A 25,991-nucleotide genomic window follows, 5' to 3' on the forward strand; every position below is an offset into this window, starting at 1 on the left:
GCCCCGCCGTGCTGCCCTAGTGGCGCGGCTCCCAAGTGGCTGCGCGGGTGTAGCTCAGTTGGTTAGAGTGCCGGCCTGTCACGCCGGAGGTCGCGGGTTCGAGCCCCGTCACTCGCGCCACTTGGGATGTTTTCCTTAAAAAGCTTTGCTGAACTTCACGTCCTTGCCGCCAGCCGGCAGGCTGACGATCATTCCGTCGCGCCCGACCTTCAGTGTACCGCCGAACACCTTGGGCGCATCGCCCAGGAACAGCGGCTCGATCAGGCCCGAGGGCAGCGGCGGGACAAGGTGATAAAGCACCAGCGCCTTCACCCCCGCCTCCTTGGCGCTGCGCGCGGCATCTTCGGGGCTGGCATGATAGCCCTGGATGTCGTGCATGATCTGCGCATTGGCGGCGTGTCCGCGTTCGGCCAGCTTGTTGCCCAGCGCTGCGACCATCGGTTTGTTCAGCGCTTCGTGGAACATCACGTCGCTACCCTTGGCGGCAGTGGTGAAGGCGGGCGAATAGACAGTGTCGCCGCTGATGGCGATGGCGCGGCCCTTGTAGTCGATGCGATAGCCAAACGCGGGCGCGACCGGCGCATGATTGACCCGGATCACCGTGATGCGCACACCGTCCTTGTCATAGACGACCTTGCTGTCGGTCCCGTCCGGCAGCGTTATCAGGCTGGCGCTGCCGCCGAATCCCGTGGGGTGGGCGATGTTCGGCCCGTGGTGGGCAATCCGGTAAGTGCTGTCGATGGTGTAGGCCTGGTCGAATCCGGCGACAACCTTGTCAGTCCCTTCGGGGCCATAGATCGGCAGCGGTGCCGAACGCCCGGCGGCGATCCATGCTTGCAGCATCAGTTCGCCAAGGCCATCGATATGGTCGGAATGGAGATGGGTCAGGAAGGCCGCCTGGATCTTTTCCATCGGGAAGCCCATCCGCATCAGCTTGCGGATCGAGCCCGAACCCGCATCGAAGACGAAGGCCTGGTTGCCGGCCAGCACGGCGATGCAGGGCCCTGCCCGGTCCGCATCGGGCATCGGGCTGCCCGAGCCGCAGAAATAGGCGTGAAGCCCGTCGCCAAGCTTGGCCGACTGGTCGATCCCGACGTTGCGATCGAGTGCCGCTTCGAATGCGCGCTGGGCGATCCAGCCGCGCCCAAACAGCAGGACAAGGCCGAGCACCAGCACGATTCCGGCCAGCAGCAGAGCAAATTTGCGCTTCATCAGGGGGTCTCCCGCATTCTGTTTTGCGGGAAGGCTAACTTACTCTTCGGGTGCGCGCCAGCGTCCTGTCTCCATCCAGATCAGGAAGCGCTTCAACGGCAGCAGCCAGACCACGCCGAGCAGGATATAGACCGGAGTCTGCGCCAAGGCCGGCCATCCGGCAATCAGCGGCGCAAGGTAGCGCGCGATCGCGCCGCCATAGACGAACAGCGCGGTAAGAAGCGCAAGAACGCCAAAGGGTATGCGGAGCGTTGGTTCCTTGCGCATCAGAACGGTCCATAGAAGCGGGTAGGGGTAATGACGGCAGCCAGGTGGATGTCGTGCGGCTCGGTCGGCAGGCTCTCGACCAGTTGGCAGTCCCACGCAAGCCCGATCGCCAGCGTCCCGGGATGGGCCTCCAGCCAGCGGTCGTAATGCCCGCCGCCATAGCCGATCCGCTCACCCCGCTCGGTAAAGCCCAGCAGCGGGACCAGCGCCACCTGCGGCACGAGTTCCGCTGCGTCGGCATCGGGCTGGAGCGCCTGGAACGGATCGGGCACCAGCAGGTCCTCGACGAAGGGGTTGGTCCACTCGCGAAACGCCATTGGCGCGGCGCGGTCCGCGAACCAGGGCAGGGCGATCCGGTGCCCGGCCTCGAAGAACCAGCGGGCATAGCGGCTGGCGGGAACTTCTCCCGGCATTTCGTGGTAAGCGGAAATCACCGCGCCTTCCGGGATCAGATCGACCAGCGCACCCGGCGGGCGGCGAAACAGCAGCGCGCGCTGCATTTCGGGAATTGCTTCCACGTGCGCGCGGCGCCGGGCCTTGAGTTCGCGGCGCAGGGCCTGCTTGTCGATCACGCGGCGCTCCGAAGGGGAAGGGGAGGAAGCAAGGGTGACGGGACCACCATGGGCCGGACCGGGGAAATCCTCTGACGCCTCGACGTCAGGTGGGGACCATATGTGCCGGACCAGGATCCAGCCAGGGACAGCCCCCAAGGATTGCTTATAGCCTCAGGGATTTTCGATCGGTTCGCACCGGGCAGTACCCGTCGAAGCCCTATCTAGGCGCTGCGCGCTCAAGCCTCAAGGGCGGCGGCGCAAGTTTCAAGGCGGGCGGCGATCGATTCGAGCAGGTCGGCCTGCGAAGCCGACGAGGGAGCGCAAGCCAGCCTGGCCCGCGCCTCGTGCAATTCATCGGCCAGCAGCAGCGCGGCGAACAGCAGCTGGCGCGCTTCGCTTTGCGCCGCGCTGCCCATGCTCTGCACCTTGTCGTCGATCATCCGGCCCAGTTCGGCAACGTGGGCTTCCTCGCCCTCGGCGCAGGCCATCGTGTAATCGCGGCCGCCAATCCGCAGGGTAACGTTGCTCATGCCTGTCCCCCCTCGATAAGCAGGTCGAGCTGCCCAAGACTGTCCTGCACGGCGGCGCGGAGCCGGTCGTGCCGCGCTTGCAGGCGCTGCAATTCCGCCGCTCCCGGTCGCTCTGCGGCGGTCTTTGCCGCGGCCTCGATCCTCCGCAGCGCGGCTTCGATCCGCGCCCGGGCCTGGCTGCTGCGTTCCTGTTCCATTTGGCCCTGATCCATCTGGCGTGTCCCGTTATTTCGGCGTGGCTAACGCAAATCGGCGCAGGGGCAAAGCCTTGCCCGCGGGATTTGCCACAGGTTCGAGCCGTAGCGGCGCCGCCGCGCTTGACGGGGGGCGGTGCCTCCGCAAAGGAAGCCCCGCGCGAATCGCCCGCGTAAATCCTGCGATTCCGGGAGTGAATACCTATGCAGCTTGATCCGTCCCGCCTTGCGCCCATGGCCAACGCCATCCGCGCGCTTTCGATGGACGCGGTCCAGCAGGCCAACAGCGGCCACCCCGGGATGCCGATGGGCATGGCCGATGTGGCGACCGTATTGTTCTCCCAGTTCCTCAAATTCGATCCCGCCGCGCCCAAGTGGGCCGACCGCGACCGCTTCGTGCTGTCGGCCGGTCACGGCTCGATGCTGATCTATTCGCTGCTGCACCTGACCGGTTACGCCGCGCCGACCATGGCGGACATCCGCAATTTCCGCCAGCTGGGCAGCCCCTGTGCGGGCCACCCCGAAAACCACGAACTGGACGGCGTCGAATGCACCGGCGGTCCGCTTGGCCAGGGCCTGGCGATGGCAGTGGGCATGGCCATGGCCGAACGCCACCTCAACGCCGCGTTCGGCGATGCGTTGGTCGATCACAAGACCTGGGTGATCGCGGGCGATGGCTGCCTGATGGAAGGCATCAACCACGAAGCGATTGGCCTTGCCGGCGTCAACAAGCTCGGCCGCCTCAACGTGCTGTGGGATGACAACAACATCACCATCGACGGCGATACCTCGCTCTCGACCTGCGAAGACATCCTGGCGCGCTATGCCGCCACCGGCTGGCACACCGTGCGCTGCAACGGGCATGACTTTGCCGACATCGCCCGCGCGCTGGCCGAAGCGGAGGCCGATCCGCGCCCCTCGCTGGTCGCCTGCAAGACGATCATTGGCAAGGGTGCGCCCAACAAGCAGGGCGGTCACAATGTCCACGGCAGCCCGCTGGGTGCCGATGAAGTGGCCGCCGCGCGCGAATACCTCGGCTGGACCGCCGCTCCGTTCGAAGTTCCCGCCGAGATCATGGCCGATTGGCGCGCGCTGGGCGCCAAGGGCGCCGCCGCCCGCGCCGCATGGGAAGGCCGCCTGGCCGCTTCGGCCTCGCGCGCTGATTTTGAAGCCCGCTTGGCCGGAACCGCCGCGCTCGCCTCGCCCGCGCTGGAAAGCTACATCGCCGGTCTTGTCGCCGCGCCGCAGAAGGTTGCGACCCGCAAGGCTTCGGAAATGGCGCTGGGTCCGCTGACCGAACAGCTCCCGCACCTCGTTGGCGGCAGCGCCGACCTCACCGGCTCGAACCTGACCAAGACCAAGTTCACCGAACCGTTCGGCGCGGACAATTATGGCGGCCGCCACGTCTATTACGGCATCCGTGAATTCGGCATGGCCGCCGCGATGAACGGCATGGCGCTGCACGGCGGCGTCGTGCCCTATGGCGGCACCTTCCTGGTCTTCTCGGACTATTGCCGCAACGCGATCCGCATGTCGGCGCTGCAGCACGCGCAGGTCGTCTATGTCCTGACCCACGATTCGATCGGTCTTGGCGAAGACGGCCCGACCCACCAGCCGGTCGAACACGTCATGTCGCTGCGCATGATCCCGAACCTCAACGTCTATCGCCCGGCCGACGTCATCGAAACGGCGGAATGCTGGGCGCTGGCGCTTGAAACCACCGGTACGCCTTCGGTCCTCGCGCTGTCGCGCCAGAACCTGCCGCAGCTGCGCGGGGAAGGCGATGCAGGCTGGACCCGCGCCGCCAACCGCTGCGCCAAGGGGGCTTACCGCCTCAAGGCAGCCGAAGGCGCGCGCAAGGTCGTGCTGGTCGCGACCGGCTCGGAAGTTGAAATCGCGCTGGCCGCCGCCGCTGCGCTCGAAGCCGATGGGATCGGAGCGGATGTCGTCTCGATGCCCTGCGCCGAATTGTTCGTGGCCCAGGACGCGGCCTACCGCGCCGATGTGCTGCCCGAGGGCGTGCTGAAGGTCTCGGTCGAAGCTGGCGTTACCATGGGCTGGGAACGTTTCACCGGCCTCGACGGCCTCAACATCGGGATCGACAGCTTCGGCGCCTCGGCCCCGGCTGACGTTCTCTACAAGCATTTCGGCATCTCGGCTGATGCCATCGTTCCGCAAATCAAGGCCAAGCTGGGCCTCTAACAAGAGCAGGAGTTACGCACATGGCGATCAAGGTTGCGATCAACGGTTTCGGACGCATCGGGCGCAATGTGGCGCGCGCGATTCTCGAACGCACCGACCACGATATCGAACTCGTCTCGATCAACGATCTCGCCTCGGCCAAGGCCAATGCCATGCTGTTCCAGCGTGACAGCGTCCACGGTCCCTTCTCGGGCACCGTCGAAGTCGACGGCAATGACCTGATCATCAACGGCAAGCGCATCCACGTGACCGCCGAACGCGATCCCGCCAACCTGCCGCACGCCGCCAACGGCGTCGATATCGCGCTGGAATGCACCGGCTTCTTCACCGACCGCGCTTCGTGCGAAAAGCACCTGGCCGCCGGTGCCAAGCGCGTGCTGATCTCGGCCCCGGGCAAGAACGTGGACCTCACGGTCGTGTTCGGCGTGAACCATGACAAGCTGACCGCCGATCACGTGATCGTCTCGAACGCGTCGTGCACCACCAACTGCCTGGCGCCCTTCGCCAAGGTGCTGAACGATGCCATCGGCATCGAACGCGGCCTGATGACCACGGTCCACGCCTATACCAACGACCAGAAGATCCTCGACCAGATCCACGAAGATCCGCGCCGCGCCCGCGCTGCCGCGATGTCGATGATCCCGACCACCACCGGCGCCGCCCGCGCCGTGGGTGAAGTGCTGCCCGAACTGAAGGGCAAGCTGGACGGTTCGGCCATCCGCGTGCCGACCCCGAACGTCTCGGTCGTCGACCTGACCTTCCAGCCCAAGCGCGACACCACCAAGGAAGAAGTCAACGCGCTGCTCAAGGCTGCCTCGGAAGGCGCGCTCAAGGGCGTGCTGGGCTTCTCGGACGAGCCGCTGGTCTCGATCGACTACAACCACTGCCCGAACAGCTCGACCATCGACAGCCTCGAAACGGCCGTGATCGACGGCAAACTGGTGCGCGTGCTGAGCTGGTACGACAACGAATGGGGCTTCTCCAACCGCATGGTCGACACGGCCGGCGCGATGGGCAAGCTTCTGTAAGGACTGGGCAACATGACGAAGTTCCGCACGCTCGATGATCTTGGCGATGTGACCGGCAAGGTCGCGCTGGTTCGCGTTGACCTCAATCTGCCGATGCAGGACGGGGCCGTGACCGACGATACGCGCGTGCGGGCTTCGGCGCCCACCATTCTCCAGCTCGCCGAAAAGGGCGCCAAGGTGCTGCTGCTCGCACACTTCGGCCGCCCCAAGGGCGAGCGCGTGTCGACCCAGTCGCTCTCGATGGTGGTCGATGCGGTGCAAGACGTGCTGGGCAAGGAAGTGATGTTCGTGCCGGAAGTGGCCGGTCCCGTGGTCGAACAGGCCGTGGGCATCCTGCGCGCGGGCGACATCGCGATTCTTGAGAACACCCGCTTCTGGAAGGGTGAGGAAGAGAACGATCCGGATCTCGCCAAGGCGATTGCCGCAAATGGCGATTTCTACGTCAACGACGCCTTTTCCGCCGCGCACCGCGCCCACGCGACGACCGAGGGCCTGGCCCACGTGCTGCCCGCCTATGCCGGGCGCTCGATGCAGGCCGAACTCGAAGCCCTGGGCAAGGCGCTCGACGCGCCGGTGAAGCCGGTTGCCGCCGTGGTCGGCGGGGCCAAGGTTTCCTCCAAGCTCGACGTGCTGACCCACCTCGTCACCAAGGTCGATCACCTGATCATCGGCGGCGGCATGGCCAACACGTTCCTCGCCGCGCGCGGGGTGAATGTCGGAAAATCGCTTTGCGAGCATGACTTGGCGCCGACTGCTGAGGCAATTCTTGAAGCTGCCGAAAAGTCTGGTTGCACCGTGCACCTGCCCTATGACGTCGTGGTGGCGAAGGAATTTGCCGCCAATCCGGCGTCCTTGCGCACCTGCAACGTCCACGAAGTTGCCGCCGACGAAATGATTCTCGACGTTGGTCCGGCCGCGGTCGAAGCGCTGGCCGACGTGCTCAAGACCTGCCGCACATTGGTGTGGAACGGGCCGATGGGCGCGTTCGAAACCCAGCCCTTCGATGCCGCCACCGTGGCGCTGGCGCGCAGCGCTGCGGCGCTGACCAAGGAAGGCGCGCTGGTTTCGGTCGCGGGCGGGGGCGATACCGTCGCCGCGCTGAACCACGCCGGGGTGGCCGACGACTTTACCTACATTTCCACCGCCGGGGGCGCGTTCCTCGAATGGATGGAAGGCAAGGAACTGCCGGGCGTCAAGGCGCTCGAACAAGCCTGAACCTGAATAGTTAGCGCGGTTGCAGCTTTGCGCCGCGCTGTTTATCGACCTCTTTCACATACGTATGCAAATCACAGGGACCGACACGATGAACACCACTGAAATGACTGCAAAGATGGCTGAAGGTAATGGCTTTATCGCGGCGCTGGACCAGTCGGGCGGGTCGACGCCCAAGGCGCTGGCCGGTTACGGCGTGTCGGAAGATGCATGGAAGACCGAAGAGGAAATGTTCGGCCTGATCCACGAAATGCGCAGCCGCATTATCCGCTCCAAGGCGTTCGACGGTTCCAAGGTGATCGGCGCGATCCTGTTCGAACGCACCATGGACGGCACGGTCGATGGCGTTTCGACCCCGGCGGCGCTGATCGCCAAGGGCGTTGTCCCCTTCATCAAGATCGACAAGGGCCTGGAAGACGAAGTCAACGGCGTGCAGCTGATGAAGCCGATGCCTGAACTCGATGCGCTGCTGGTGAAGTCGAAGGCGCTGGGCGTCTATGGCACCAAGGAACGCTCGGTGATCAACTCGGCCAATGCCGAAGGGATCGCCGCCGCAGTCAAGCAGCAGTTCGAAGTCGGCGCGCAGGTCCTCAGCCACGGCATGATGCCGATGATCGAGCCGGAAGTGAACATCAAGAGCGCGACCCGCGCCGAATGCGACAAGATCCTGCTCGCCGAAATCCTGAAGAACCTTGATGCGCTGCCCGAAGGTCAGCAGGTCATGCTTAAGCTGTCACTGCCGGTCGTGCCGGGCACTTTCGATCCGCTTGTGAACCACCCCAAGGTGCTGCGCGTCGTCGCGCTCTCGGGCGGTTACAGGCGCCCCGAAGCCTGCGTCGAGCTGTCGAAGAACAAGGGCATCATCGCCAGCTTCAGCCGCGCGCTGCTCGAAGACCTGCGCGCGCAGATGAGCGACGACGAATTCGACGCCTCGCTCGGCGCCGCGATCGACGAAATCTACAAGGGTTCGACCGTCAAGGCCTGAGTCTGCCAGTCACCGTGTGAAGACGGGGGCGGGCGCATGGCGCTTCGCCCCCGTTTCGCGTTCAGAGCCCGCGTTCTAGCCGGAACGAGAACCGGTATTCGCGCGGTGCGATCTCGTGCTGGGTGCTGCGCGGCGGCAGGACGCCGGTCAGCAGCAAGGTGCCATCGCCGACGGATACCGGCCGGTCACTCGCGATCTCGCGTACTTCGTCGTGCCCGTGATGGCGCACCTTCACACTCAGCCGTACCCGCCCGGCCCAGACACAGCGCGCCTCCATCGGGCAGCGGCTGTCTTCCAGCACCTTGAGTGGGGTTACCCGCACGCCGTCCACATTGACGGTGCGGCCAAGGCGCGTGTTGACATTGTCGCGTTGGCCACCCGGCACCGTGGCGCAGGCTGTAGTGGCCAGTAGGGCGAACGAGGCAAGAGCAATTCTCTTCATGCCCGCGATTATCGCCCCGTCATCTGAACCGCAGCAGAATGCTTGGCCTTCGCCTTCGTGCAGGATAGGGAGGCGCGCATGACCGATTGCCAGCTTTACCTGATCTCGCCGCTTGACGTTTCCGGCACCTTTCCCGATCGCCTGGCCCGCGCGCTCGATGCGGGCGAAGTCGCCGCGTTCCAGTTCCGCGTTAAAGACATCGACGAGCACAAGGCCGCCAAGCTGGCCGAGCCGCTGCAGGCGATCTGCGCGGCGCGCGACGTGGCCTTTATCGTCAACGATTCGATCAGCCTCGCCAAGCGGCTGGGCGCGGACGGGGTCCATCTTGGCCAGTCCGACGGCGAAGTGGCCGATGCCCGCGCGCGGCTGGGCCGCGATGCGCAGATCGGCGTTACCTGTCACAATAGCCGCCACCTCGCGATGGAAGCGGGCGAGGCGGGGGCCGATTACGTGGCCTTTGGGGCATTCTTCCCCAGCTCGACCAAGGACACCGAACACCGCGCCGAGCCTGAATTGCTAACCTGGTGGCAGGAACTGATGGAGATCCCCTGCGTTGCCATCGGCGGGATCACGCCCGAAAACTGCGCGCCGTTGGTGGCCGCCGGGGCCGATTTCCTCGCCGTGTCGGGCGCGGTGTGGAACGGCGACGAGGCCGCGACGATCAAGGCTTTCCACAAGGCGATTGCCGGGGCCTGAGCGCCCCGGTTCCCTTTCGCGCGCAAACCTGCCAGCTTGTCAGGCCTAAGGCTTTGAAGAGGCACGGCGATGCTGGATCCTATTTCTCCGCGTGAACTGACGCTGCGCGGCATCGTGCTGGGCGCGGTGCTGACGGTGATTTTCACTGCCGCGAACGTCTATCTGGGGCTCAAGGTCGGGCTGACCTTTGCCACTTCGATCCCGGCTGCGGTGATCTCGATGGCGGTGCTGCGCTCGTTTTCGGGCGTGACGATCCAGGAAAACAACATCGTCCAGACCATCGCCAGTTCGGCGGGGACACTGTCGGCCATCGTCTTCGTGCTGCCGGGTCTGGTCATGGTCGGGTGGTGGAACGGCTTTCCTTACTGGCAGTCGGTCGCGGTGATCGCGATCGGCGGCGTGTTGGGGGTGATGTATTCGGTCCCGCTGCGCCGCGCGCTGGTGACGGGATCGGACCTGCCGTACCCCGAAGGCGTCGCGGCGGCCGAAGTGCTGAAAGTGGGCGCGGGCGTTGGCGGGGCGGAGGAAAACCGCAAGGGCCTCGCCGCCGTGGTGCTCGGCACGGTGATTTCCGCGCTCTATCCGCTGCTCGCCAAGATGAAGCTGGTCGCAGAGGCGAGTGAGAAGGTGTTCCGGCTGGGTGGCGGGGCGACTTTCGCCTCGGCCACGTTCTCGATGGCCTTGCTGGGGGTGGGGCACCTTGTCGGGCTGACCGTTGGCATCGCGATGCTGGTCGGCATCGTGCTGAGCTATGGCTTCATCCTGCCGCACCTCACCGCGCCGGGCATGGCCGGGGCAGCCGACATTGGCGAACTGGCTCACACGGTGTTTCGCGCCAAGGTGCGCCTTGTGGGCGCGGGCGCGATTGGCGTGGCGGCGATCTGGACCTTGCTCAAGGTCATCGGCCCGATCGTGAAGGGCATTGCGGGCGCCATCGCGGCGGACCGCGCGCGCAAGGCCTCGGGCAGTTTCGCAGGTCTGGAACTGACCGAGCGCGACCTGCCCATCGGCATCGTCGGCGGCACGATCCTGGCGCTGCTGGTGCCGATTGCGCTGCTCTTGGCAGACTTTGCTGCGGGCGGTCCGGTGGCGGGCGCGCTGGGGCTGACGCTGGCGGCATCGGTGGCCTACATTGCGGTGGCGGGCATCCTGATCGCCTCGGTCTGCGGCTATATGGCGGGCCTGATCGGGGCCTCGAACAGCCCGATTTCGGGGGTGGGGATCCTTTCCAGCCTCGGCATTTCGCTGCTGCTGCTGGCGCTGTTCGGGCGCGGACTTGATGCGGACGGGACCAAGGCCCTGGTCGCCTTTGCGCTGTTCGTTACCGCCATCGTGTTCGGCGTGGCGACGATTTCCAACGACAACCTGCAGGACCTCAAGACCGGGCAACTGGTGGGTGCGACACCGTGGCGCCAGCAGGTCGCGCTGATCCTGGGGGTGGCCTTTGGTGCGCTCGTGATCCCGCCGATCCTTGCGCTGCTCAATTCCACCTTCGGCTTCCTCGGTGCACCGGGGGCCGGGCCGAATGCGCTCGCCGCGCCGCAGGCCGCGCTGATCTCGACCATCGCGCAGGGCGTGCTGGGCGGCGATCTGGACTGGAGCCTGATCCGGCTCGGCGCGCTGATCGGCGTCGCCGCCGTGGTGGTCGACGAAGTGCTGCGCAAGGGCGGACGCGGTGCTTTGCCGCCGCTCGCGGTGGGGATGGGGATGTACCTGCCGACCGATTCGACCGCGCTGGTCGTGGTCGGCGCGGTGCTGGGCCACGTTTACAACCGCTGGGCCGCGCGCCAGTCCAATCCCGAATTTGCCGAACGGATCGGGGTGCTGACCGCAACCGGGCTGATCGTCGGCGATAGCCTGTTCAACGTCGGCTATGCTTTCGCGGTCGCCGCAACGGATAATGCGGATGTACTGGCGGTCATCAAGGACAACGCCTTTGCCCTGCCGCTTGGCCTCGTCGCGTTCAGCGCGATGGTGTGGTTGGCCTATGCCCGGATGGTGCGCGCGGCCCGCGATGCCTGATGCAGCCGACTAGCCGTTATTGATGACCCGGCGCACGCAGCGCAGCGTGCCGTCTTTCCCGTCTGGCCCGATTTCGCGCAGGAAGTTGAGCGAGAGGACGTGGAACTTCTGGCCGCGCTTCGGCCCGCTGGTCATCGTCAGCAGGTCACCGGTAAGCAGATAGGTGCCGCGCCCGGCCTGCGAGGTGTAGGTCGTGGCGTTGATCACGGTAAAGCCCTGTTCGGGCACCCGGATCCCCGCCGCGCCCGTGGCATTTCCGGGCACTTCGCAGACATAGCTGCCCAGCGGCAGGCGGCCGATCTGCCCCCCTGGCGCGGCGCCGGCCGCAGTGGCTACCGCAGCGCCAAGGGCTGCAACGGCGGGAAGAAGTGCTCTGGTCATCGCGCGGCTCATGATGCCGCGGCGATTAGCAGGTACTGAACGTGCCCGCCATATCGATTGGCACCAGACCTTGCCCCACGGCGCGTGCCGCGCTAAGGGCGCGCCTTCCCCGGTCCAACCCGAACCTTTGGGCGACCGGTTCTTTCTCAACTTTGAAGGCATCCCCATGGCGAAGATCAGCGGCGTGGACATCCGTCCCGGCAACATCCTCGAATACGAAAAAGGCATCTGGAAGGTCGCGAAGACCCAGCACACCCAGCCGGGCAAGGGCGGCGCCTTCATGCAGGTCGAGATGAAGAACCTGATCGACGGCCGCAAGACCAACGTGCGCTTCCGTAGCGCCGACACGGTCGAAAAGGTCCGCCTCGACACCAAGGACTTCCAGTTCCTCTATGCCGAGGGCGATGACCTGGTGTTCATGGATGTCGAAACCTACGAGCAGATCAATTTGCCCAAGGACCTGCTGGGCGGTGCCGATGCGTTCCTGCAGGACGGCATGACCGTTCTGCTCGAAATGTATGACGAGCGTCCGATTTCGGTGCAGCTGCCCGAACAGGTTGAAGCTACCATCGTCGAAGCCGACGCCGTGGTGAAGGGGCAGACCGCCTCGTCGAGCTACAAGCCCGCGATCCTCGACAACGGGGTGCGCGTGATGGTGCCGCCGCACATCGAAAGCGGCACGCGCATCGTCGTCGACGTTTACGAGCGCACCTACGTCCGCAAGGCCGACTGATCATGGCCGTCGTTTCCGGCATGATCCGCGTGATGGAGAAGGCCGCCCGCAAGGCCGGGCAGCGTCTCCGCCGCGACTTCGGCGAGGTCGAGCACCTGCAGGTTTCCCGCAAGGGGCCCGCCGACTTCGTTTCGAAGGCCGACCAGCGCGCCGAGCGCACGCTCTATGACGAGCTGCTCGCGGCGCGCCCCGATTGGGGCTTCCTGCTGGAAGAGGGCGGCGAGATCCATGGCGATCCGAACAAGCCGCGCTGGATCATCGACCCGCTCGATGGCACCAGCAACTTCCTCCACGGCATCCCGCACTTCGCGATCTCGATCGCGGTGCAGGAGCCGAAGCTGGATGGCAGCGGTTGGGGCGATATCGTCGCGGGGCTGGTTTACCAGCCGATCACCGACGAAAGCTTCTGGGCCGAAAAGACCCGCGGCGCCTGGCTGCACGATCGCCGCCTGCGCGTTTCGGCGCGCCGCCACCTCGATGAAAGCCTGATCGCCACCGGCATTCCCTTTGCCGGGCGCGGGGACAGCGTCGAATGGACCAAGATCTATGGCGCGCTGGCGCCGCAGGTAGCGGGCATCCGCCGCTTTGGTGCAGCTTCGCTCGACCTCGCGTGGGTTGCGGCGGGGCGCTACGAAGGCTTCTGGGAAAGCGGCCTTGCGCCGTGGGATACGGCGGCTGGCTGTCTGCTGGTGCGCGAGGCCGGCGGCTTCGTGACAGACTGGCGCGGCATTTCGCACCCCGTGTGCGACGCGCAGGTACTGGCCGGCAACGACGCGCTCCATTCGCGCCTGCACAAGCAGCTTGTTGGCGCCCTCAGGGCCTGACAGCTTGAATGAAACGGGAAGGGCGGCTAAGCGCCGCTCTCCTCCCATTGCCTTTGCGGCAATGCCCCTGTGGCGGAATGGTAGACGCGACCGACTCAAAATCGGTTGTCGCAAGACGTGCCCGTTCGAGTCGGGCCAGGGGCACCATTCGCAAGCGCTGTGAGCCATTGCGCTTTGCCGGGTGCGGCTTATCGTGGCCGCCCATGAAGCACCATCTCCTTGCCGCCGCCGCGCTTGTCGCGTTTTCCGCCGCTCCTGCCCGTGCCGATGCGATCCATGACCGGATCCAGGCCGACCTTCCCGGGCTGATGGAGATCTACAAGGACCTTCACCAGAACCCCGAACTGTCGTTCCAGGAACACCGCTCGGCCAAGATCATGGCCGACGCCGCCCGCGCGGCCGGGTTCGACGTGACCGAGGGCGTGGGCAAGACCGGGGTGGTGGCGATCCTGCGCAACGGCCCCGGCCCCGTCGTGCTCATCCGCGCCGACATGGACGCCCTGCCGGTGGTCGAACAGACCGGCCTGCCCTATGCCTCGAAGGCGCGCGGGGTTTCGACCGCCGGGGTCGAAAGCGGGATCATGCACGCCTGCGGGCACGATACCCACATGACCGCCTGGATCGAAACCGCACGGGTCATGGCCGCGAACAAGGACAAGTGGTCGGGCACGCTGATCATGATCGGCCAGCCGGCCGAAGAAGTCGGTCTTGGCGCCTCCGCGATGCTGGAAGACGGCCTGTTCAAGCGCTGGCCCAAGCCCGATTACACTCTGGCCTTCCACGACTCGGCGGATCTCGCTTCGGGCACAATCGGGGTGCGGCCCGGCTTTGCCCTGGCGAACGTCGATTCGGTTGACATCGAAGTGCACGGCGTGGGCGGGCACGGGGCCTATCCCAACCTTACCAAGGACCCGATCGTGCTGGCCAGCGCGATCGTGATGCGCCTGCAAACGCTGGTCAGCCGTGAGGCGAGCCCGTTCGACCCGTCGGTCGTAACGGTCGGCAGCTTCCACGCCGGGGCCAAGCACAACATCATTTCCGACAGCGCGCACCTGCAGCTTACCGTGCGCAGCTATTCCGACGAATCGCGCAGCCTGCTGATCGATGGGATCAAACGGATCGCCCATGCCGAGGGTGAGGCTTCGGGCCTGCCCGAGGAACTGATGCCCGTGGTGACGGTCGAGCCGAACTACACCAAGGCAACCTGGAACACCCCGGCGTTCAGCATGGACATGCTGGGCTTCTTCCAGGCGCGTTTCGGCAAGGACCGGGCGGTCGAGACCGGCCCGGTTATGGCGGGCGAGGATTTCGGCGAGTTCTCGCGCTCCGACCGCGATCACACCAAGTCGCTGATTTTCTGGGTTGGCGGCCGTCCGGCCAGCGTGATCGACGAGGCGAAGCGTGCCGGCAAGGTCCTGCCCGGCCTCCACAGCCCGTTCTGGGCGCCCGAAGCGGACAAGGTGATCGGAACCGGGGCCGAGGCGCTGGTGGTTTCTGCGATCAGGCTCATGCCCAAGAAGCGCTAGGCAGCGTGGACAAATTCCGCGCGGTCACGGCTGGAAGCAAAAATCGCCAGTTCAAGGAGGCGAGGTGAAGGAATATGTCGATATTTCGAGCCGAGCCGACACCGAAATGGCGATTTTTGATCCAGCCCCGCAGGGGTTAGGCTATCAGCGGCCCCGGCAGCGTTGCTCGGCCTTGAGAAAGGCCCACTTTCCCAGCGCCCTCGCGCCTCGCCGGGGCCGCTGACAGCCTAACCGTGATCCACGCGGAATTTGTCCACGCTGCCTAGGCCCGCCCCGGATCAATCGTTGTCGTTGGGGTTGCCGCTGCGCTCGCGCGAGGCCCGGTGGATGTCTTCGATCTGCTTCTGGTTGGGCCGGAAGGGTGTCGTCTTCTTCGCGGTCGTGCCTTGCGCCGTCGGCAGATAGTCGCCCGAGACGTTACGCACCGTAACGGAAGCGCCGTGCGTCATCGGCAGGTTCGGCGGGGGCAGCATGGCGGCAGGCGGCTGGCTCATCGGTCCCGGCGCCATCGGGCCGCGCACCGATCCGCCGGTGGGAATATCGGGCTGCGGCATTGGCTCGTCCGCGCCAAAACCTGCCGAGGTGTCGGGGCCAGACGCCTTCGCGGCGAGCTTATGGTTGCCAAAATGCTCGGCATCCTTGGCTTCGAGCTTGTTCTGGGCTTCGCGCTTGGCGATCGCTTCCTCGATCGGGGCGCGCTGATTTTCGTCCGCGAACAGCGCGATCGCAACGGTCAGCAAAACCGTGGCCACGGCAAAGTGGCGCAGCATCTTTGGTGAAAGCGGCAGGGCGGGGGCTTGGCGGCGCATGGCCTGCGCTATAGCGCGCGAAGGTTAACCGCCGGGTTTGACCTTATGGTTAGCGAGTAATTGACGGCCGCCCTCGCGAATTCCCGGGGCGGGAAGCGCCGGGCGGTCGTCGATCCTATCGCTCTGGTCTCAGGCGTAACAGCCAAGGCGATGATAGAGCGCCGCGATACGCGAGATTTCTTCCGGATCCTCGCTGGCCTGCGCGTGGGTGGCGAGCGCGGCGCGCAGCAGGCGGAAATCGTTGTTCGAGAGCAGGGCCCGAGCGCGAGTGGGCTGGCGCGGTTCGGTTTGCGTGGTCTGGGTCATGGCTCGTACTCCTGAAGGTTGCTCGGCGTGGCGACATAGGGCGCTTGGCCGTTGCCCGATGGATAGCGCGAAACCGGGGCGGGGAAGTGTGAAAACTTACAAAATAATTGTCTTGGTGAAGCGATATGCGCGATAGGACTTGTAAAACTGTCAATAAAATTACAGATAGTTCAGATGAGCGATGCCACTATCCTTGCCGGTTCCGCAATCCGCCGCCTACGCCGCCGCGAAGGGTTGACCCAGGCTGGGATGGCCGCTCGGTTGGCGATTTCTCCCAGCTATCTCAACCTGATCGAACGCAACCAGCGCCCGCTGTCGGCGCGCCTGGTGGTGCAGCTTGCCGAACAGTTCGACTTCGATCCGCGCAGCCTGCGCCAGGACGAGGCGGTCGGTGGGGTCGAAGGCCTGCGCCGCCGCCTTGCCGATGAACGGTTCGCCGATCTTGGCATCGATCGTGACGAGATCGCCGAGTGGCTGACCGCCGCGCCGCAGGCCGCGCTGGCCTTTGCCCGGCTCTACGACACCAGCGGCAAAGCGGGCGGTGCCACCGCCAGCGATCCGGTCGACCTGGTGCGCCGCGAGATCGAGCGGTGGCGCAATTTCTTCGCCGATCTTGATGCTGCGGCAGAGACCTTGTCGGACGAACTGCGCCTCTCGAACGCCGATATGGGCGCGGCGCTGGCCGAGCGGCTGCGCCAGCAGCACCAGATCTCGGTCCGGATCCTGCCGATCGACGTCATGCCCGATGCGCTGCGCCGGCTCGACCTGCACGCGCGGCAATTGCAGCTTTCGGAACTGCTCGACGGCCCGCAGCGCAATTTTCAGATCGCCGTGCAACTGGCCCATCTCGAGCAGCGCGAGGCGATCACCGCGCTGGCCAATGTCGCGCAGTTTGAGGACCGTGCGGCCTGGCGGATGCTGCGCCGGCACCTCGCCAACTATTTCGCCGCTGCGCTGCTGATGCCCTATGGCCGCTTCATGCGCGCCTGTGATGCGACCGGTTATGATCTGGCCTTGCTGCAACGGCGCTTCAACGTCGGCTTTGAACAACTGGCGCACCGCCTGACCACCCTGCAACGGGTTGGCCAGCGGGGGCTGCCGTTCTTCATGGCGCGGATCGACCGGGCCGGACAGTTTTCCAAACGCCATGCCGGGGCGAGCGGGACGACGCTGCTCGAAAGCGAGACGAGCTGCCCGCTTTGGGCCGCGCACCGCGCCTTCGAGAGCGCCGGAAGGATCGTGCCGCAGCTGGTCGAATTCGCCGAAGGAGCAGGTCAGGCCAGCCGCTGGCTTACCCTTTCGAGCGCGGTTGAAGGAAGCGGCGCGCCGGGCGGCGAGGCGGCGCAGTTCGTCATTGTGCTGGGATTGGAGGCCAGGCTGGCCGGACAGCTGGCGCAGGCTCGGGGCATGCCGCTCGGTCCGGAGCAGGCCGTACGGATCGGCCCCGGCTGCGCGCGCTGCCTCAATCCCAATTGCCGCCAGCGCTCGCTCCCGCCGCGCGGCGCGGCGCTGCAATTCGACGAGCGCAGCCGCGGGCTGACCCCGTTTTCCTTTGCCGGGTAATGCCGCTCCGCTTCGCAAACCGGCTTTAACCAAAGTCTGTAAAGTTTACCGACATTTCACCTCTGCGCCTTAGGCTTGCCGCTTCGGTACTGCAGAGAAGGTTGCCGCGCTTCCATGATCCGGCTGTTCAAGCACTATATTCCCCATGCGGTGATCCTGCTCGGCCTGATCGATCTGGCGCTGCTGGTGTTTGCGGGCGATTTTGCCTGGCGGCTGCGGGCAAGCCAGATCGGAATGGATCCGGGCGCGATTGCGGCGCGCGGTTGGCAGCTCGCCGGCTTTGCGGGAATCATCCTGACCGCGATGATTGCGGTCGGCGTCTATGGTGCGGACGCCCTGCGTTCGATGCGCTTCGCCACGGCGCGCCTGCTGGTCGCGATCTCGCTGGGCGTCATCGCCCTGGCCTTCGTCGATTTCCTGTTTGGCGGCCAGAATTTCTGGCGCTCGACGCTGGCCTACAGCATGGTCGGCGCGATTGCCCTGCTCGTGCTCAACCGGCTGGTTGCCGGTGGTGTGCTGGGAGCATCGGCTTTCCGCCGCCGGGTCCTGGTGCTTGGCGCGGGCCAGCGCGCGGCGCGGCTGCGGGCACTGGCGGATCGCCCCGAGAGCGGCTTTTGCATCGTCGGTTATATCGCGATGACCGACATGACCCCGGACATCGAGGAATCGATCGCCCGATCGGCGATTTCCAACCTCACCCGCTATGTCGAGAACCTGAGCGTGAGCGAAGTGGTGCTGGCGCTGGAAGAGCGGCGCAATGCCCTGCCGCTAGGGGACTTGTTGCGGATCAAGACCACGGGTGTTCACGTCAACGATTTCTCGAGCTTCATCGAGCGGGAAACCGGACGGGTCGATCTTGATACGGTCAATCCGAGCTGGCTGATCTTTTCCGATGGGTTTTCGTCCGGCCGCGCGATTTCAAGCGCGGCCAAACGTCTGTTCGATATTGCTGCCAGTTCGCTGCTGCTGGTGCTGAGCGCGCCGGTAATCGTGCTGTTCGCACTACTCGTGAAGCTGGACAGCAAGGGGCCAGCCTTTTTCCGTCAGACCCGCGTCGGGCTCTATGGGCAGACGTTCGATGTGATCAAGCTGCGCTCGATGCGGACCGATGCCGAGGCGGCGGGGGCGCAATGGGCACAAAAGGACGATCCGCGCGTCACGCGGCTGGGCAAGTTCATCCGCAAGGTGCGGATCGACGAACTGCCGCAGACCTGGTCTGTGCTGAAGGGCGAGATGAGCTTTGTCGGCCCGCGCCCGGAACGTCCCGAATTCGTGGCCGAGCTGGAACAGCAGCTGCCCTATTATGCCGAACGCCACATGGTGAAGCCGGGCATCACCGGCTGGGCGCAGATCAATTACCCCTATGGCGCCTCGATCGAGGATTCGCGTCACAAGCTCGAATTCGATCTCTACTACGCCAAGAACTATACGCCGTTCCTTGACCTGCTGATCCTGCTCCAGACCCTGCGCGTGGTGCTGTGGCACGAGGGAGCGCGCTAGGTGCAGGGCCTGTCCGGCATCTGGAGCGTTCTGGGCGTGCTGGCATGGAGTGCCGGCACCCTGGCCTGCGCGCTGAGCGCGTTGTGGCTGGAGAGCCGCCGCGAACGTTATGGCACGGCGCGCCATGCGGTTGGCGCGGCGCTGGCGATGACGGCGCTGTGGGGGCTGGCCGGGCTGGTCATCGGGGTCGCCAACCCCTTGCTCGAATTGGCCGAGGCGGGCCGCAACCTCGCCTGGATCTTCGCGCTCTACCGGCTGTTCGCGGTCGATGGGCGGCATGCCTCGATGCGGCCGATCCGCCCGATGATCGCAGCCCTGGCCTTCGTTGAACTGCTGCAGATCGCGACCCAGGCCGCCTTTGCCAATATCGCCAATGCGCAGGTCACCGACAGCGTGTTTCATACCGCGATGATGCTGCACCTGCTGGTCACCACTGGCGGGCTGGTGCTGGTCCACAACCTTTATGGCGGCGCATCGACCCAGGGACGGCTGGTGCTGCGCTGGCCGGCGCTCGCGCTGGCGGCGCTGTGGGGTTACGACCTGAATTACTATACCATCGCCTACCTTGCCGACGATAACCCCGGCGCGCTTGCCGCGCTGCGCGGGCTGGTCGGTCTGGGAGTTGGCGGATTGCTGGCCTTTGGCGCGGCAAAGGGCAGCGAACACCTGCGCTTCCGCCCCTCGCGCTCGGTCGCGTTCCAGTCGGCCTCGCTGCTGCTGATCGGCGGCTATCTTATCGCGATGGTCGGCGTTGCGCAGTGGCTCAACTTTGCCGGCGGCGACTTTTCGCAGCTTGCCCAGATTGCCTTTATTGCGCTCGCCAGCGCCACTTCGGTTATGATCCTGCCCTCGCGCCGACTGCGCGGCTTGCTCAAGGTTGTGCTGACCAAGCACCTGTTTCAGCACCGCTATGACTACCGCGCCGAATGGCTGCGCTTTACCCGCACGATCGGGCGCTCAGGTGGCGATGCCGGGGCCTCGCTGGAAGAGCGCGTGATCCGCGCCGTGGCCGATATTGCCGACAGCCCGGCGGGCTTGCTGCTGACGCCGGGCGAGGGCGGACAACTGGAACTGGCAGCGCGCTGGCAGTGGCCGACGGCCGAAGTGCCGGGCGAGGCCTTTGACCTTGCCAGCGTGCGCGCGCTCGAAGCGAGCGGCTATATCACCGATCTTGATCAACTGCGCGCCGGCAAGGCGCTCAACGTGCCGAATTTCATGTTGCCGGCCTGGCTGATCGCCGAGCCGCGCGCCTGGGCACTGGTGCCGCTGCTGCACTTTGAGCGGCTGGTCGGCCTGGTGGTGCTCGCGCGGCCCGCCCAGACCCGTGCGCTCGACTGGGAAGACTTTGACCTGCTGCGCGTCGCCGGTCAGCAGTTGGCGAGCTATCTGGCGGAGAACGCGGGTCAGGAAGCCCTGGCCGAAGCCGCCCGGTTCGACGATTTCCATCGCCGCATCGCGTTCGTGATGCACGATATCAAGAACCTCGCCAGCCAGCTTAGCCTGCTGTCGCGCAATGCCGAACTGCATGCCGAGAACCCCGCGTTCCGGGCCGACATGCTGGTTACGCTGCGCAATTCGACCGACAAGCTCAACGCCATGCTGGCGCGCCTGTCGCGTTATGGCCCGACCTCGGTCGAAGCCCTGGAACCGGTCCGCGCCGATGAAGTAGCCGCAGCCATCGCGGCCCAGTTCAAGGGGCGGCACGATGTTGTCGTGGTCGAAACCCAGCCGTGCACGGTCTCGGCCAAACGCGAATCGCTTGAACAGGTGCTGCTGCACCTCGTCCAGAACGCGGTCGACGCCAGCGATGCTGCGCTGCCCGTGTTCCTGCGGGTGACCGTCGATGGCCTCAATGGCGTGATCGAGGTGGTCGATTCCGGCACCGGAATGAGCGCGGAGTTCGTCCGCAATCGCCTGTTCCGCCCATTCGATTCGACCAAGTCCGGCGGTTTCGGGATCGGCGCTTACGAGGCGCGCGAACTGGTCCGGGCGATGAACGGGCGGCTCGATGTCGAATCCCGCGAAGGACTGGGCTCGCGCTTTGCGATCCGCCTGCCGCTCGCCGAGGCGGCGCAGCTCCTCGAAACCTATTCCAGCAAGACCGCGAAGACCGGCAAGAAGGTTGCATAAATGGCCGACACCAAACCCAAGCTGCTGATCGTCGAGGACGATGCGGGGCTTCAGGCCCAGCTCAAGTGGGCCTGGCCCGATTTCGACGTGGTGATCGCGGGCGACCGGACAAGCGCGCTGGCCGCGCTGCGCAGCGAGGAGCCGGCGGTGGTCACGCTCGATCTTGGCCTGCCGCCCGATCCCGACGGGACGAGCGAGGGCTTTGCCGTGCTCGACGAGATCATGGCGATCAAGCCCGATACCAAGGTGATCGTCGCCTCGGGCCACGGCGCGCGCGAAAGCGCGCTGCAGGCGATCGCCAAGGGGGCTTACGATTTCTACCAGAAGCCGGTCGATATCGAGGCACTGGGCCTGATCGTGCGTCGCGCGCTGCAACTCCACCGGATCGAGGCCGAAAACCGTCAGCTTGCCGCGCGTTCGGGTGAGGACAACCGCGTGCTGGGCCGCCTGATCACGGCCGCTCCGGAAATGGTGAAGGTGGCGCGCACGATCGAGCGCGTTGCCAACACCAACGTCTCGGTCATGCTGCTGGGGGCCAGCGGCACCGGCAAGGAACTGCTGGCGCGCGGCCTGCACGAGGCGAGCGGCCGGGCGGGCGGGGCCTTCGTTGCGATCAACTGCGCCGCGATCCCCGAAAACCTGCTCGAAAGCGAGCTTTTTGGGCACGAGAAGGGAGCCTTTACCGGCGCGGTCAAGACTACCGAAGGCAAGATCGAGCAGGCCCAGGGCGGAACCCTGTTCCTCGACGAAGTGGGCGACATTCCGCTTCCCCTGCAAGTCAAGCTGCTGCGCTTCCTGCAGGAACGCGTGATCGAGCGGATCGGCTCGCGCAAGTCGATCCCGGTCGATACCCGGATCGTCTGCGCCACCCACCAGGACCTTGAGGCGATGATCGCGGATGGGCGCTTCCGCGAAGACCTGTTCTATCGCCTCGCCGAAATCGTGGTGAAGATCCCGAGCCTTGCGGAACGCCCCGGTGATGCCGCGCTGCTGGCCAAGGCGCTGCTCGCGCGCTTTGCCAAGGAAATGAACCCGGCGGTGAAGGGCTTTGCCCCCGATGCGCTGGCCGCAATCGACGCCTGGGGCTGGCCGGGCAACGTGCGTGAGCTGGAAAACCGCGTGAAGCGCGCGGTCATCATGGCCGAAGGCAAGCTGGTCGGCGCGGCCGATCTCGATCTGGGTGCGCCGGAAGGGGAAGGCGGCGACGTGCTCAACCTCAAGTCCGCGCGCGAGGAGGCCGACCGGCGGGTGATCCGCCATGCCCTGGCGCGCAGCGAAGGCAATATCTCGAACACGGCCAAGCTGCTCGGGATCAGTCGGCCGACGCTCTATGACCTGCTCAAGCAGTATGATCTGCAGGCCTGACCGCCTTTTGAAACTTGCCGCAACCGGCTTGCTGACGGGTCTGACGCTGGCGCTGGCCGCGCCGGGGCTGGCGCTGCCGGGTGCAGCCGAGGCGCCGATGAAGGCGGCCTATGCCGCGCTTGCACACGGTGACGGGATTGCGGCCGAGGCCGAACTGGAAAAGGCGCAGACCGCAGGCGCATCGCGCGAGGATGTCGCCGCGGCAATGGGCGAGGCGCTGCTTGCCCAAGGCGAGAATGCCCGCGCGCGCGAATGGCTTGGGCCCGGCCAGTTCGCCAAAGGGCAGGAAGCATTCGGCTGGCGCACATTGGGGCGGCTGGAACGGCTCGACGGCAACCTTCCCGCGGCGGGCCAGGCACTGGACCGGGCGCTGAGCTTTGCCCCCAAAGACGCGCTGCTGTGGGTCGAGATCGGGCGGCTGCGCTATGCCGGGGGCGAGCAGCTCCAGGCAATCGATGCCTCGCTGAAGGCGCTCGAATACGGGCCCGACAATATCCGGGCGCTTGAATTTCGCGCGCAGTTGGTGCGCGATGCGCAAGGCTGGGAAGCGGCTCTGCCGATTTACGAGCGCGCGCTCGAACGCGCACCGGACGACCTGTCGTTGCTCGGCGGCTATGCCGCCTGCCTTGGCGAATTGGGCCGGGGCAGCGAGATGCTGACCGTGACCCGGCACATGATCGAGCTTGCGCCCAAGCATCCCTATGCATGGTTCCTGCAGGCAACGCTTGCCGCGCGGGTCGGAGACGTGGATCTGGCCCGGAAGCTGCTGGCGCATACCGGCACGGCCATGCGCGACGATCCGGCGGGAATGCTGCTGTCCGGCGTGCTGGAACTGGAGGCCGGGAACGCCAACATCGCGGTCGGCCAGTTCGAACGGCTGAGCGACCGTCAGGCCGCCAATCCGCGCGTGCAGTTGCTGCTCGCCCGCGCGCTTTACGAGGCAGGGCAGTACGACGAATTGCTGCGCCGCTTTGGCGGCTATGCGGCGCGGGCCGATGCTCCGGCCTATCTGTTGACCCTGCTGGGCCGGGCTTACGAGGACCTGGGCAACCGCGCTGCCGCCGCACCGCTACTGGACCGCGCATCGGCTGCTACCGTGCCGGCGCTGATGCCGATCCCCGAAGGAGCGCCGTCCGGCGTTCTGGCGGGCCGCTTCGGCGATGATCCGGGCAGCCCGGGATCGGCAGTGCCCTATGCGCGGGCCCTGCTGGGCGCGGGCAACTTCGCGGCGGCGCGGCAGGTGGCGGAGCGGTTCCTGTCGCTCCATCCCGGTTCAGCCGATGCCCTGGCGCTGGCCGGCGATGTCGAGCTGGCGGCAGGCAATCCCGGTGGTGCCCTTAGCCACTATATCGATTCGGCGCAGGTGCGCTTCCCAGACAACCTGCTGCTGCGCATGGGCGAGGCATTCGACCGGGCCGGGCGCGGGGGCGAAATGCAGCCGATCGCGGCGCGCTACCTGACCGGCTGGCCGGGCAGCCGGCTCGCCGCGCGGCTTGCGGCCGGGCACAGCGCCGGGCTGGGCGACTGGCACACCGCACGATTGCTGCTCGAATCGCTGCGCCTGCGGGGCGGCGATGGCGACGTGCGCCTGCTGGCGGACCTCAGCCTGGCGCAGCTGCGCGACGGCGATGCCGAGGCCGCATTGGCGACGGCGCAGACCGCCTATGCGCTGATGCCGTCAAGCGGGGTGGTGGCGCAGGCCTGGGGCATGGCACTGGCGCAGCTTGGCCGCGAGCCGGCACTGGCGCGCCAGTTGCTGACCAAGGCGCGGCGGATCGGCGGCGACAATCCGCTGCTGGTCGAGGCCCGGCACAAGCTCGATTCGGGATCCTGACGCCCAAACTCTTGCCCCTCTGACCATTCCCTCTCGACACCGCGCGCAACTGCCGTAAAGGCAATTTCATCGCGCGATTAAATTTTTGCGGAGAGGGAAAAATGGCAGGCGTTCTTCAGGGTGTGACCGTTATCGAATTGGCCGGGATCGGGCCTGGGCCGTTTTGCGGCATGATGCTGGCCGATCACGGGGCGCGGGTGATCCGCGTCGAGCGGCCCTCGAAGGCCGGACGCTTTGGCGATGGCGGCAACCGCGACATCCTCAACCGCAGCCGCGAACGCATCGAGCTCGACCTCAAGGATCCGGCCGCGATTGCAGAGATCAAGGAACTGGTGAAGACCGCCGACGCGCTGATCGAGGGCTATCGTCCCGGCGTGCTCGAACGCCTGGGCCTGGGGCCGGACGTGCTGCTGGCAATCAATCCCAAGCTGGTGATCGGCCGCATGACCGGCTGGGGCCAGGACGGCCCGATGGCGCCGCTTGCCGGGCATGACATCAACTATATCGCGCTGTCGGGCGCGCTCCACACCTATGGCCGCAAGGGCGAAAAGCCGAGCTTCCCGGTCAATGCCGTGGGCGATTTCGGCGGCGGCGGCATGATGCTGGCGTTCGGCGTGGTCGCGGGCGTGCTCCATGCGCGTAGCGGCGGGCAGGGCCAGGTGGTCGACTGCGCGATGGTCGATGGCGCGGCGATCCTCTCGGCGATGACCTATACCTTCCTCGGCAACGGCCAGTGGAAGGACGAGCGCGGGGTCAACCTGCTCGATTCCGGCACGCACTTCTACGACACCTACGAAACCAAGGACGGCAAGTGGATCTCGCTCGGCTCGATCGAGCCGCAGTTCTATGCGATCCTGATGGAAAAGACCGGTCTTGCGGGCGATCCCGACTTTGCCCAGCAGATGAACCCGGCCAAGTGGGACGAACTGAAGGAGCGCCTCACCGCGCTGTTCCTGACCAAGACCCGCGACGAATGGTGTGCGATCATGGATGGCACCGACATCTGCTTTGCCCCGGTGCTCAGCCTGACCGAAGCGCCCAGGCACGCCCACAACGTGGCGCGCGGCACCTTCACCGAGGAAGGCGGCATGGTTCAGCCGATGCCCGCGCCGCGCTTTTCCGCCACGCCGGCGCCGGCGCCGAAACTGGCCGGGCGTTGATCGGATCGCTGCCACCGGCTCAACCATGTTGAGACTGGTGCGGCGCCCCACCTAACTAGCGGGCTTGGCTGATGCCTTCGCTCGCAGTACGGCCGCTGCGATCAATTCGCGGCGGCCGGAGCATTTTATGGCACTGTTTTCACGCATCGACCCAATGGTGCGCCTGCTGATCGCGGCGATCGCGCTGGCGGTGCTGCTGCCGGCGCAGGGCGCGGTGCGCGATGTGGTGCAGGCGATTTCGACCGCGGCGGTGTTCGTGCTGTTCCTGCTCAACGGGGTGCGCCTGCCGCGCCATGAAGTGGCCACTGGCATCACCAACCACCGCCTGCTCTGGCCGCTGACGGCGTGGGTCTTTCTGGTGATGCCGCTGCTCAGCTGGCTGGCCGTGCAAGTGGGACAGGGGCTGTTGCCCCCGCTGATCGCGATGGGTTTCATCTACCTTGGCTGCCTGCCTTCAACGGTCCAGTCAGGCACCGCCTATACCTCGCTCGCCGGGGGCAATGTGGCGAGTTCGGT

At 66.0% G+C, this 25,991-nt stretch carries 25 protein-coding genes and 2 tRNA genes; 18 read left to right on the top strand and 9 right to left on the bottom strand.

All coding sequences use genetic code 11. From position 1 onward, the window contains the following. Positions 1-43 precede the first annotated feature (43 nt). A tRNA-Asp gene (locus ACE3SN_RS09325) sits at positions 44-120 on the top strand. A 15-nt stretch (positions 121-135) separates the two neighbouring features. Here ACE3SN_RS09325 and ACE3SN_RS09330 read toward each other — a convergent pair. The 5 genes from ACE3SN_RS09330 to ACE3SN_RS09350 all read right to left on the bottom strand — a co-directional run bounded on the left by ACE3SN_RS09330 (position 136) and on the right by ACE3SN_RS09350 (position 2,775). Then, a complete protein-coding gene (locus ACE3SN_RS09330; protein ID WP_374529426.1) occupies positions 136-1,212 on the bottom strand; it encodes an MBL fold metallo-hydrolase in 1,077 nt (358 codons plus the stop codon). A gap of 39 nt (positions 1,213-1,251) precedes the next feature. Further along, complete coding sequence (locus ACE3SN_RS09335; RefSeq protein WP_374529428.1) at positions 1,252-1,479, bottom strand: DUF2842 domain-containing protein; 228 nt, start codon at positions 1,477-1,479, stop codon at positions 1,252-1,254. Then, positions 1,479-2,051: a 5-formyltetrahydrofolate cyclo-ligase gene (locus ACE3SN_RS09340; RefSeq protein ID WP_374529429.1), complete on the bottom strand. Its 573-nt coding sequence runs from the start codon at positions 2,049-2,051 to the stop codon at positions 1,479-1,481. Before ACE3SN_RS09340 ends, ACE3SN_RS09335 begins: the two co-directional genes overlap by 1 nt. Positions 2,052-2,269: 218 nt before the next feature. Next, positions 2,270-2,563 carry a cell division protein ZapA gene (locus tag ACE3SN_RS09345; protein ID WP_374529431.1) on the bottom strand — a complete coding sequence of 98 codons (294 nt, stop codon included), beginning with the start codon at positions 2,561-2,563 and terminating at the stop codon, positions 2,270-2,272. Then, on the bottom strand, positions 2,560-2,775 hold the full coding sequence (locus ACE3SN_RS09350) for a hypothetical protein (protein WP_374529433.1): 216 nt from the start codon (positions 2,773-2,775) through the stop codon (positions 2,560-2,562). The genes ACE3SN_RS09345 and ACE3SN_RS09350 overlap by 4 nt, the downstream gene beginning before the upstream one ends. A gap of 186 nt (positions 2,776-2,961) precedes the next feature. On the opposite strand from ACE3SN_RS09350, the gene tkt reads away from it, so the two are divergent. From tkt to ACE3SN_RS09370, 4 genes are all read left to right on the top strand, one after another. Next, the gene (tkt, locus tag ACE3SN_RS09355; protein ID WP_374529435.1) at positions 2,962-4,959 is read left to right on the top strand and encodes a transketolase; all 1,998 of its coding nucleotides are present in this window, start codon (positions 2,962-2,964) and stop codon (positions 4,957-4,959) included. 20 nt (positions 4,960-4,979) lie between these two features. Further along, positions 4,980-5,987: a type I glyceraldehyde-3-phosphate dehydrogenase gene (gene gap / locus ACE3SN_RS09360; protein WP_374529437.1), complete on the top strand. Its 1,008-nt coding sequence runs from the start codon at positions 4,980-4,982 to the stop codon at positions 5,985-5,987. A 12-nt stretch (positions 5,988-5,999) separates the two neighbouring features. Next, entirely contained in the window at positions 6,000-7,202 is a 1,203-nt protein-coding gene (pgk, locus tag ACE3SN_RS09365) for a phosphoglycerate kinase (RefSeq protein ID WP_374529439.1), read from the top strand. An 88-nt stretch (positions 7,203-7,290) separates the two neighbouring features. After that, entirely contained in the window at positions 7,291-8,184 is an 894-nt protein-coding gene (locus ACE3SN_RS09370; protein ID WP_374529441.1) for a fructose bisphosphate aldolase, read from the top strand. A 61-nt stretch (positions 8,185-8,245) separates the two neighbouring features. Here the strand turns inward: ACE3SN_RS09370 and ACE3SN_RS09375 are convergent, their stop codons facing one another. Continuing rightward, positions 8,246-8,626: a hypothetical protein gene (locus tag ACE3SN_RS09375; RefSeq protein ID WP_374529443.1), complete on the bottom strand. Its 381-nt coding sequence runs from the start codon at positions 8,624-8,626 to the stop codon at positions 8,246-8,248. A gap of 78 nt (positions 8,627-8,704) precedes the next feature. Here ACE3SN_RS09375 and thiE point away from each other — a divergent pair, with 78 nt between their 5' ends. Together thiE and ACE3SN_RS09385 are read left to right on the top strand one after the other, a co-directional pair. Next, positions 8,705-9,322, top strand: coding sequence for a thiamine phosphate synthase (gene thiE, locus ACE3SN_RS09380; protein WP_374529445.1), 618 nt, complete (start codon positions 8,705-8,707; stop codon positions 9,320-9,322). A gap of 69 nt (positions 9,323-9,391) precedes the next feature. Beyond that, a complete protein-coding gene (locus tag ACE3SN_RS09385) occupies positions 9,392-11,344 on the top strand; it encodes an OPT family oligopeptide transporter (RefSeq protein WP_374529447.1) in 1,953 nt (650 codons plus the stop codon). A gap of 9 nt (positions 11,345-11,353) precedes the next feature. Here ACE3SN_RS09385 and ACE3SN_RS09390 read toward each other — a convergent pair whose 3' ends face one another. Beyond that, a complete protein-coding gene (locus ACE3SN_RS09390) occupies positions 11,354-11,725 on the bottom strand; it encodes a hypothetical protein (RefSeq protein ID WP_374529448.1) in 372 nt (123 codons plus the stop codon). A 166-nt stretch (positions 11,726-11,891) separates the two neighbouring features. Here ACE3SN_RS09390 and efp point away from each other — a divergent pair, with 166 nt between their 5' ends. The 4 genes from efp (at position 11,892) to ACE3SN_RS09410 (ending at position 14,808) form a co-directional block, all read left to right on the top strand. Then, complete coding sequence (gene efp / locus ACE3SN_RS09395) at positions 11,892-12,458, top strand: elongation factor P (protein WP_374529450.1); 567 nt, start codon at positions 11,892-11,894, stop codon at positions 12,456-12,458. 2 nt (positions 12,459-12,460) lie between these two features. Continuing rightward, on the top strand, positions 12,461-13,282 hold the full coding sequence (locus tag ACE3SN_RS09400; protein ID WP_374529452.1) for an inositol monophosphatase: 822 nt from the start codon (positions 12,461-12,463) through the stop codon (positions 13,280-13,282). 63 nt (positions 13,283-13,345) lie between these two features. Beyond that, positions 13,346-13,429, top strand: a tRNA-Leu gene (locus ACE3SN_RS09405). A gap of 56 nt (positions 13,430-13,485) precedes the next feature. Next, complete coding sequence (locus tag ACE3SN_RS09410; protein ID WP_374529454.1) at positions 13,486-14,808, top strand: amidohydrolase; 1,323 nt, start codon at positions 13,486-13,488, stop codon at positions 14,806-14,808. Between the two features lie 278 nt (positions 14,809-15,086). On the opposite strand, the gene ACE3SN_RS09415 is transcribed toward ACE3SN_RS09410, so the two are convergent. After that, complete coding sequence (locus ACE3SN_RS09415; protein WP_374529456.1) at positions 15,087-15,617, bottom strand: hypothetical protein; 531 nt, start codon at positions 15,615-15,617, stop codon at positions 15,087-15,089. Positions 15,618-15,746: 129 nt separating this feature from the next. Further along, positions 15,747-15,923, bottom strand: coding sequence for a hypothetical protein (locus ACE3SN_RS09420; protein WP_374529458.1), 177 nt, complete (start codon positions 15,921-15,923; stop codon positions 15,747-15,749). A gap of 174 nt (positions 15,924-16,097) precedes the next feature. On the opposite strand from ACE3SN_RS09420, the gene ACE3SN_RS09425 reads away from it, so the two are divergent. The 7 genes from ACE3SN_RS09425 to ACE3SN_RS09455 form a co-directional block, all read left to right on the top strand. Then, positions 16,098-17,486 carry a short-chain fatty acyl-CoA regulator family protein gene (locus ACE3SN_RS09425; RefSeq protein WP_374529460.1) on the top strand — a complete coding sequence of 463 codons (1,389 nt, stop codon included), beginning with the start codon at positions 16,098-16,100 and terminating at the stop codon, positions 17,484-17,486. A 114-nt stretch (positions 17,487-17,600) separates the two neighbouring features. Continuing rightward, a complete protein-coding gene (locus tag ACE3SN_RS09430) occupies positions 17,601-18,986 on the top strand; it encodes a TIGR03013 family XrtA/PEP-CTERM system glycosyltransferase (RefSeq protein ID WP_374529462.1) in 1,386 nt (461 codons plus the stop codon). Further along, positions 18,987-21,116: an XrtA/PEP-CTERM system histidine kinase PrsK gene (gene prsK / locus ACE3SN_RS09435; RefSeq protein ID WP_374529464.1), complete on the top strand. Its 2,130-nt coding sequence runs from the start codon at positions 18,987-18,989 to the stop codon at positions 21,114-21,116. Continuing rightward, positions 21,117-22,481 (top strand): PEP-CTERM-box response regulator transcription factor, encoded by a 1,365-nt coding sequence (gene prsR, locus ACE3SN_RS09440; protein ID WP_374529466.1) that lies wholly within the window; start codon positions 21,117-21,119, stop codon positions 22,479-22,481. 28 nt (positions 22,482-22,509) lie between these two features. Further along, the gene (locus ACE3SN_RS09445; RefSeq protein WP_374529468.1) at positions 22,510-24,315 is read left to right on the top strand and encodes a tetratricopeptide repeat protein; all 1,806 of its coding nucleotides are present in this window, start codon (positions 22,510-22,512) and stop codon (positions 24,313-24,315) included. A 101-nt stretch (positions 24,316-24,416) separates the two neighbouring features. Next, positions 24,417-25,475, top strand: a complete 1,059-nt coding sequence (locus tag ACE3SN_RS09450; protein ID WP_374529469.1) for a CaiB/BaiF CoA transferase family protein — start codon at positions 24,417-24,419, stop codon at positions 25,473-25,475. 127 nt (positions 25,476-25,602) lie between these two features. Beyond that, positions 25,603-25,991, top strand: a 389-nt coding sequence (locus tag ACE3SN_RS09455) for a bile acid:sodium symporter (RefSeq protein ID WP_374529471.1), incomplete at its 3' end; no start/stop codon positions are given.

The organism is Novosphingobium sp. (assembly GCF_041915465.1).
GTDB lineage: Bacteria > Pseudomonadota > Alphaproteobacteria > Sphingomonadales > Sphingomonadaceae > Novosphingobium.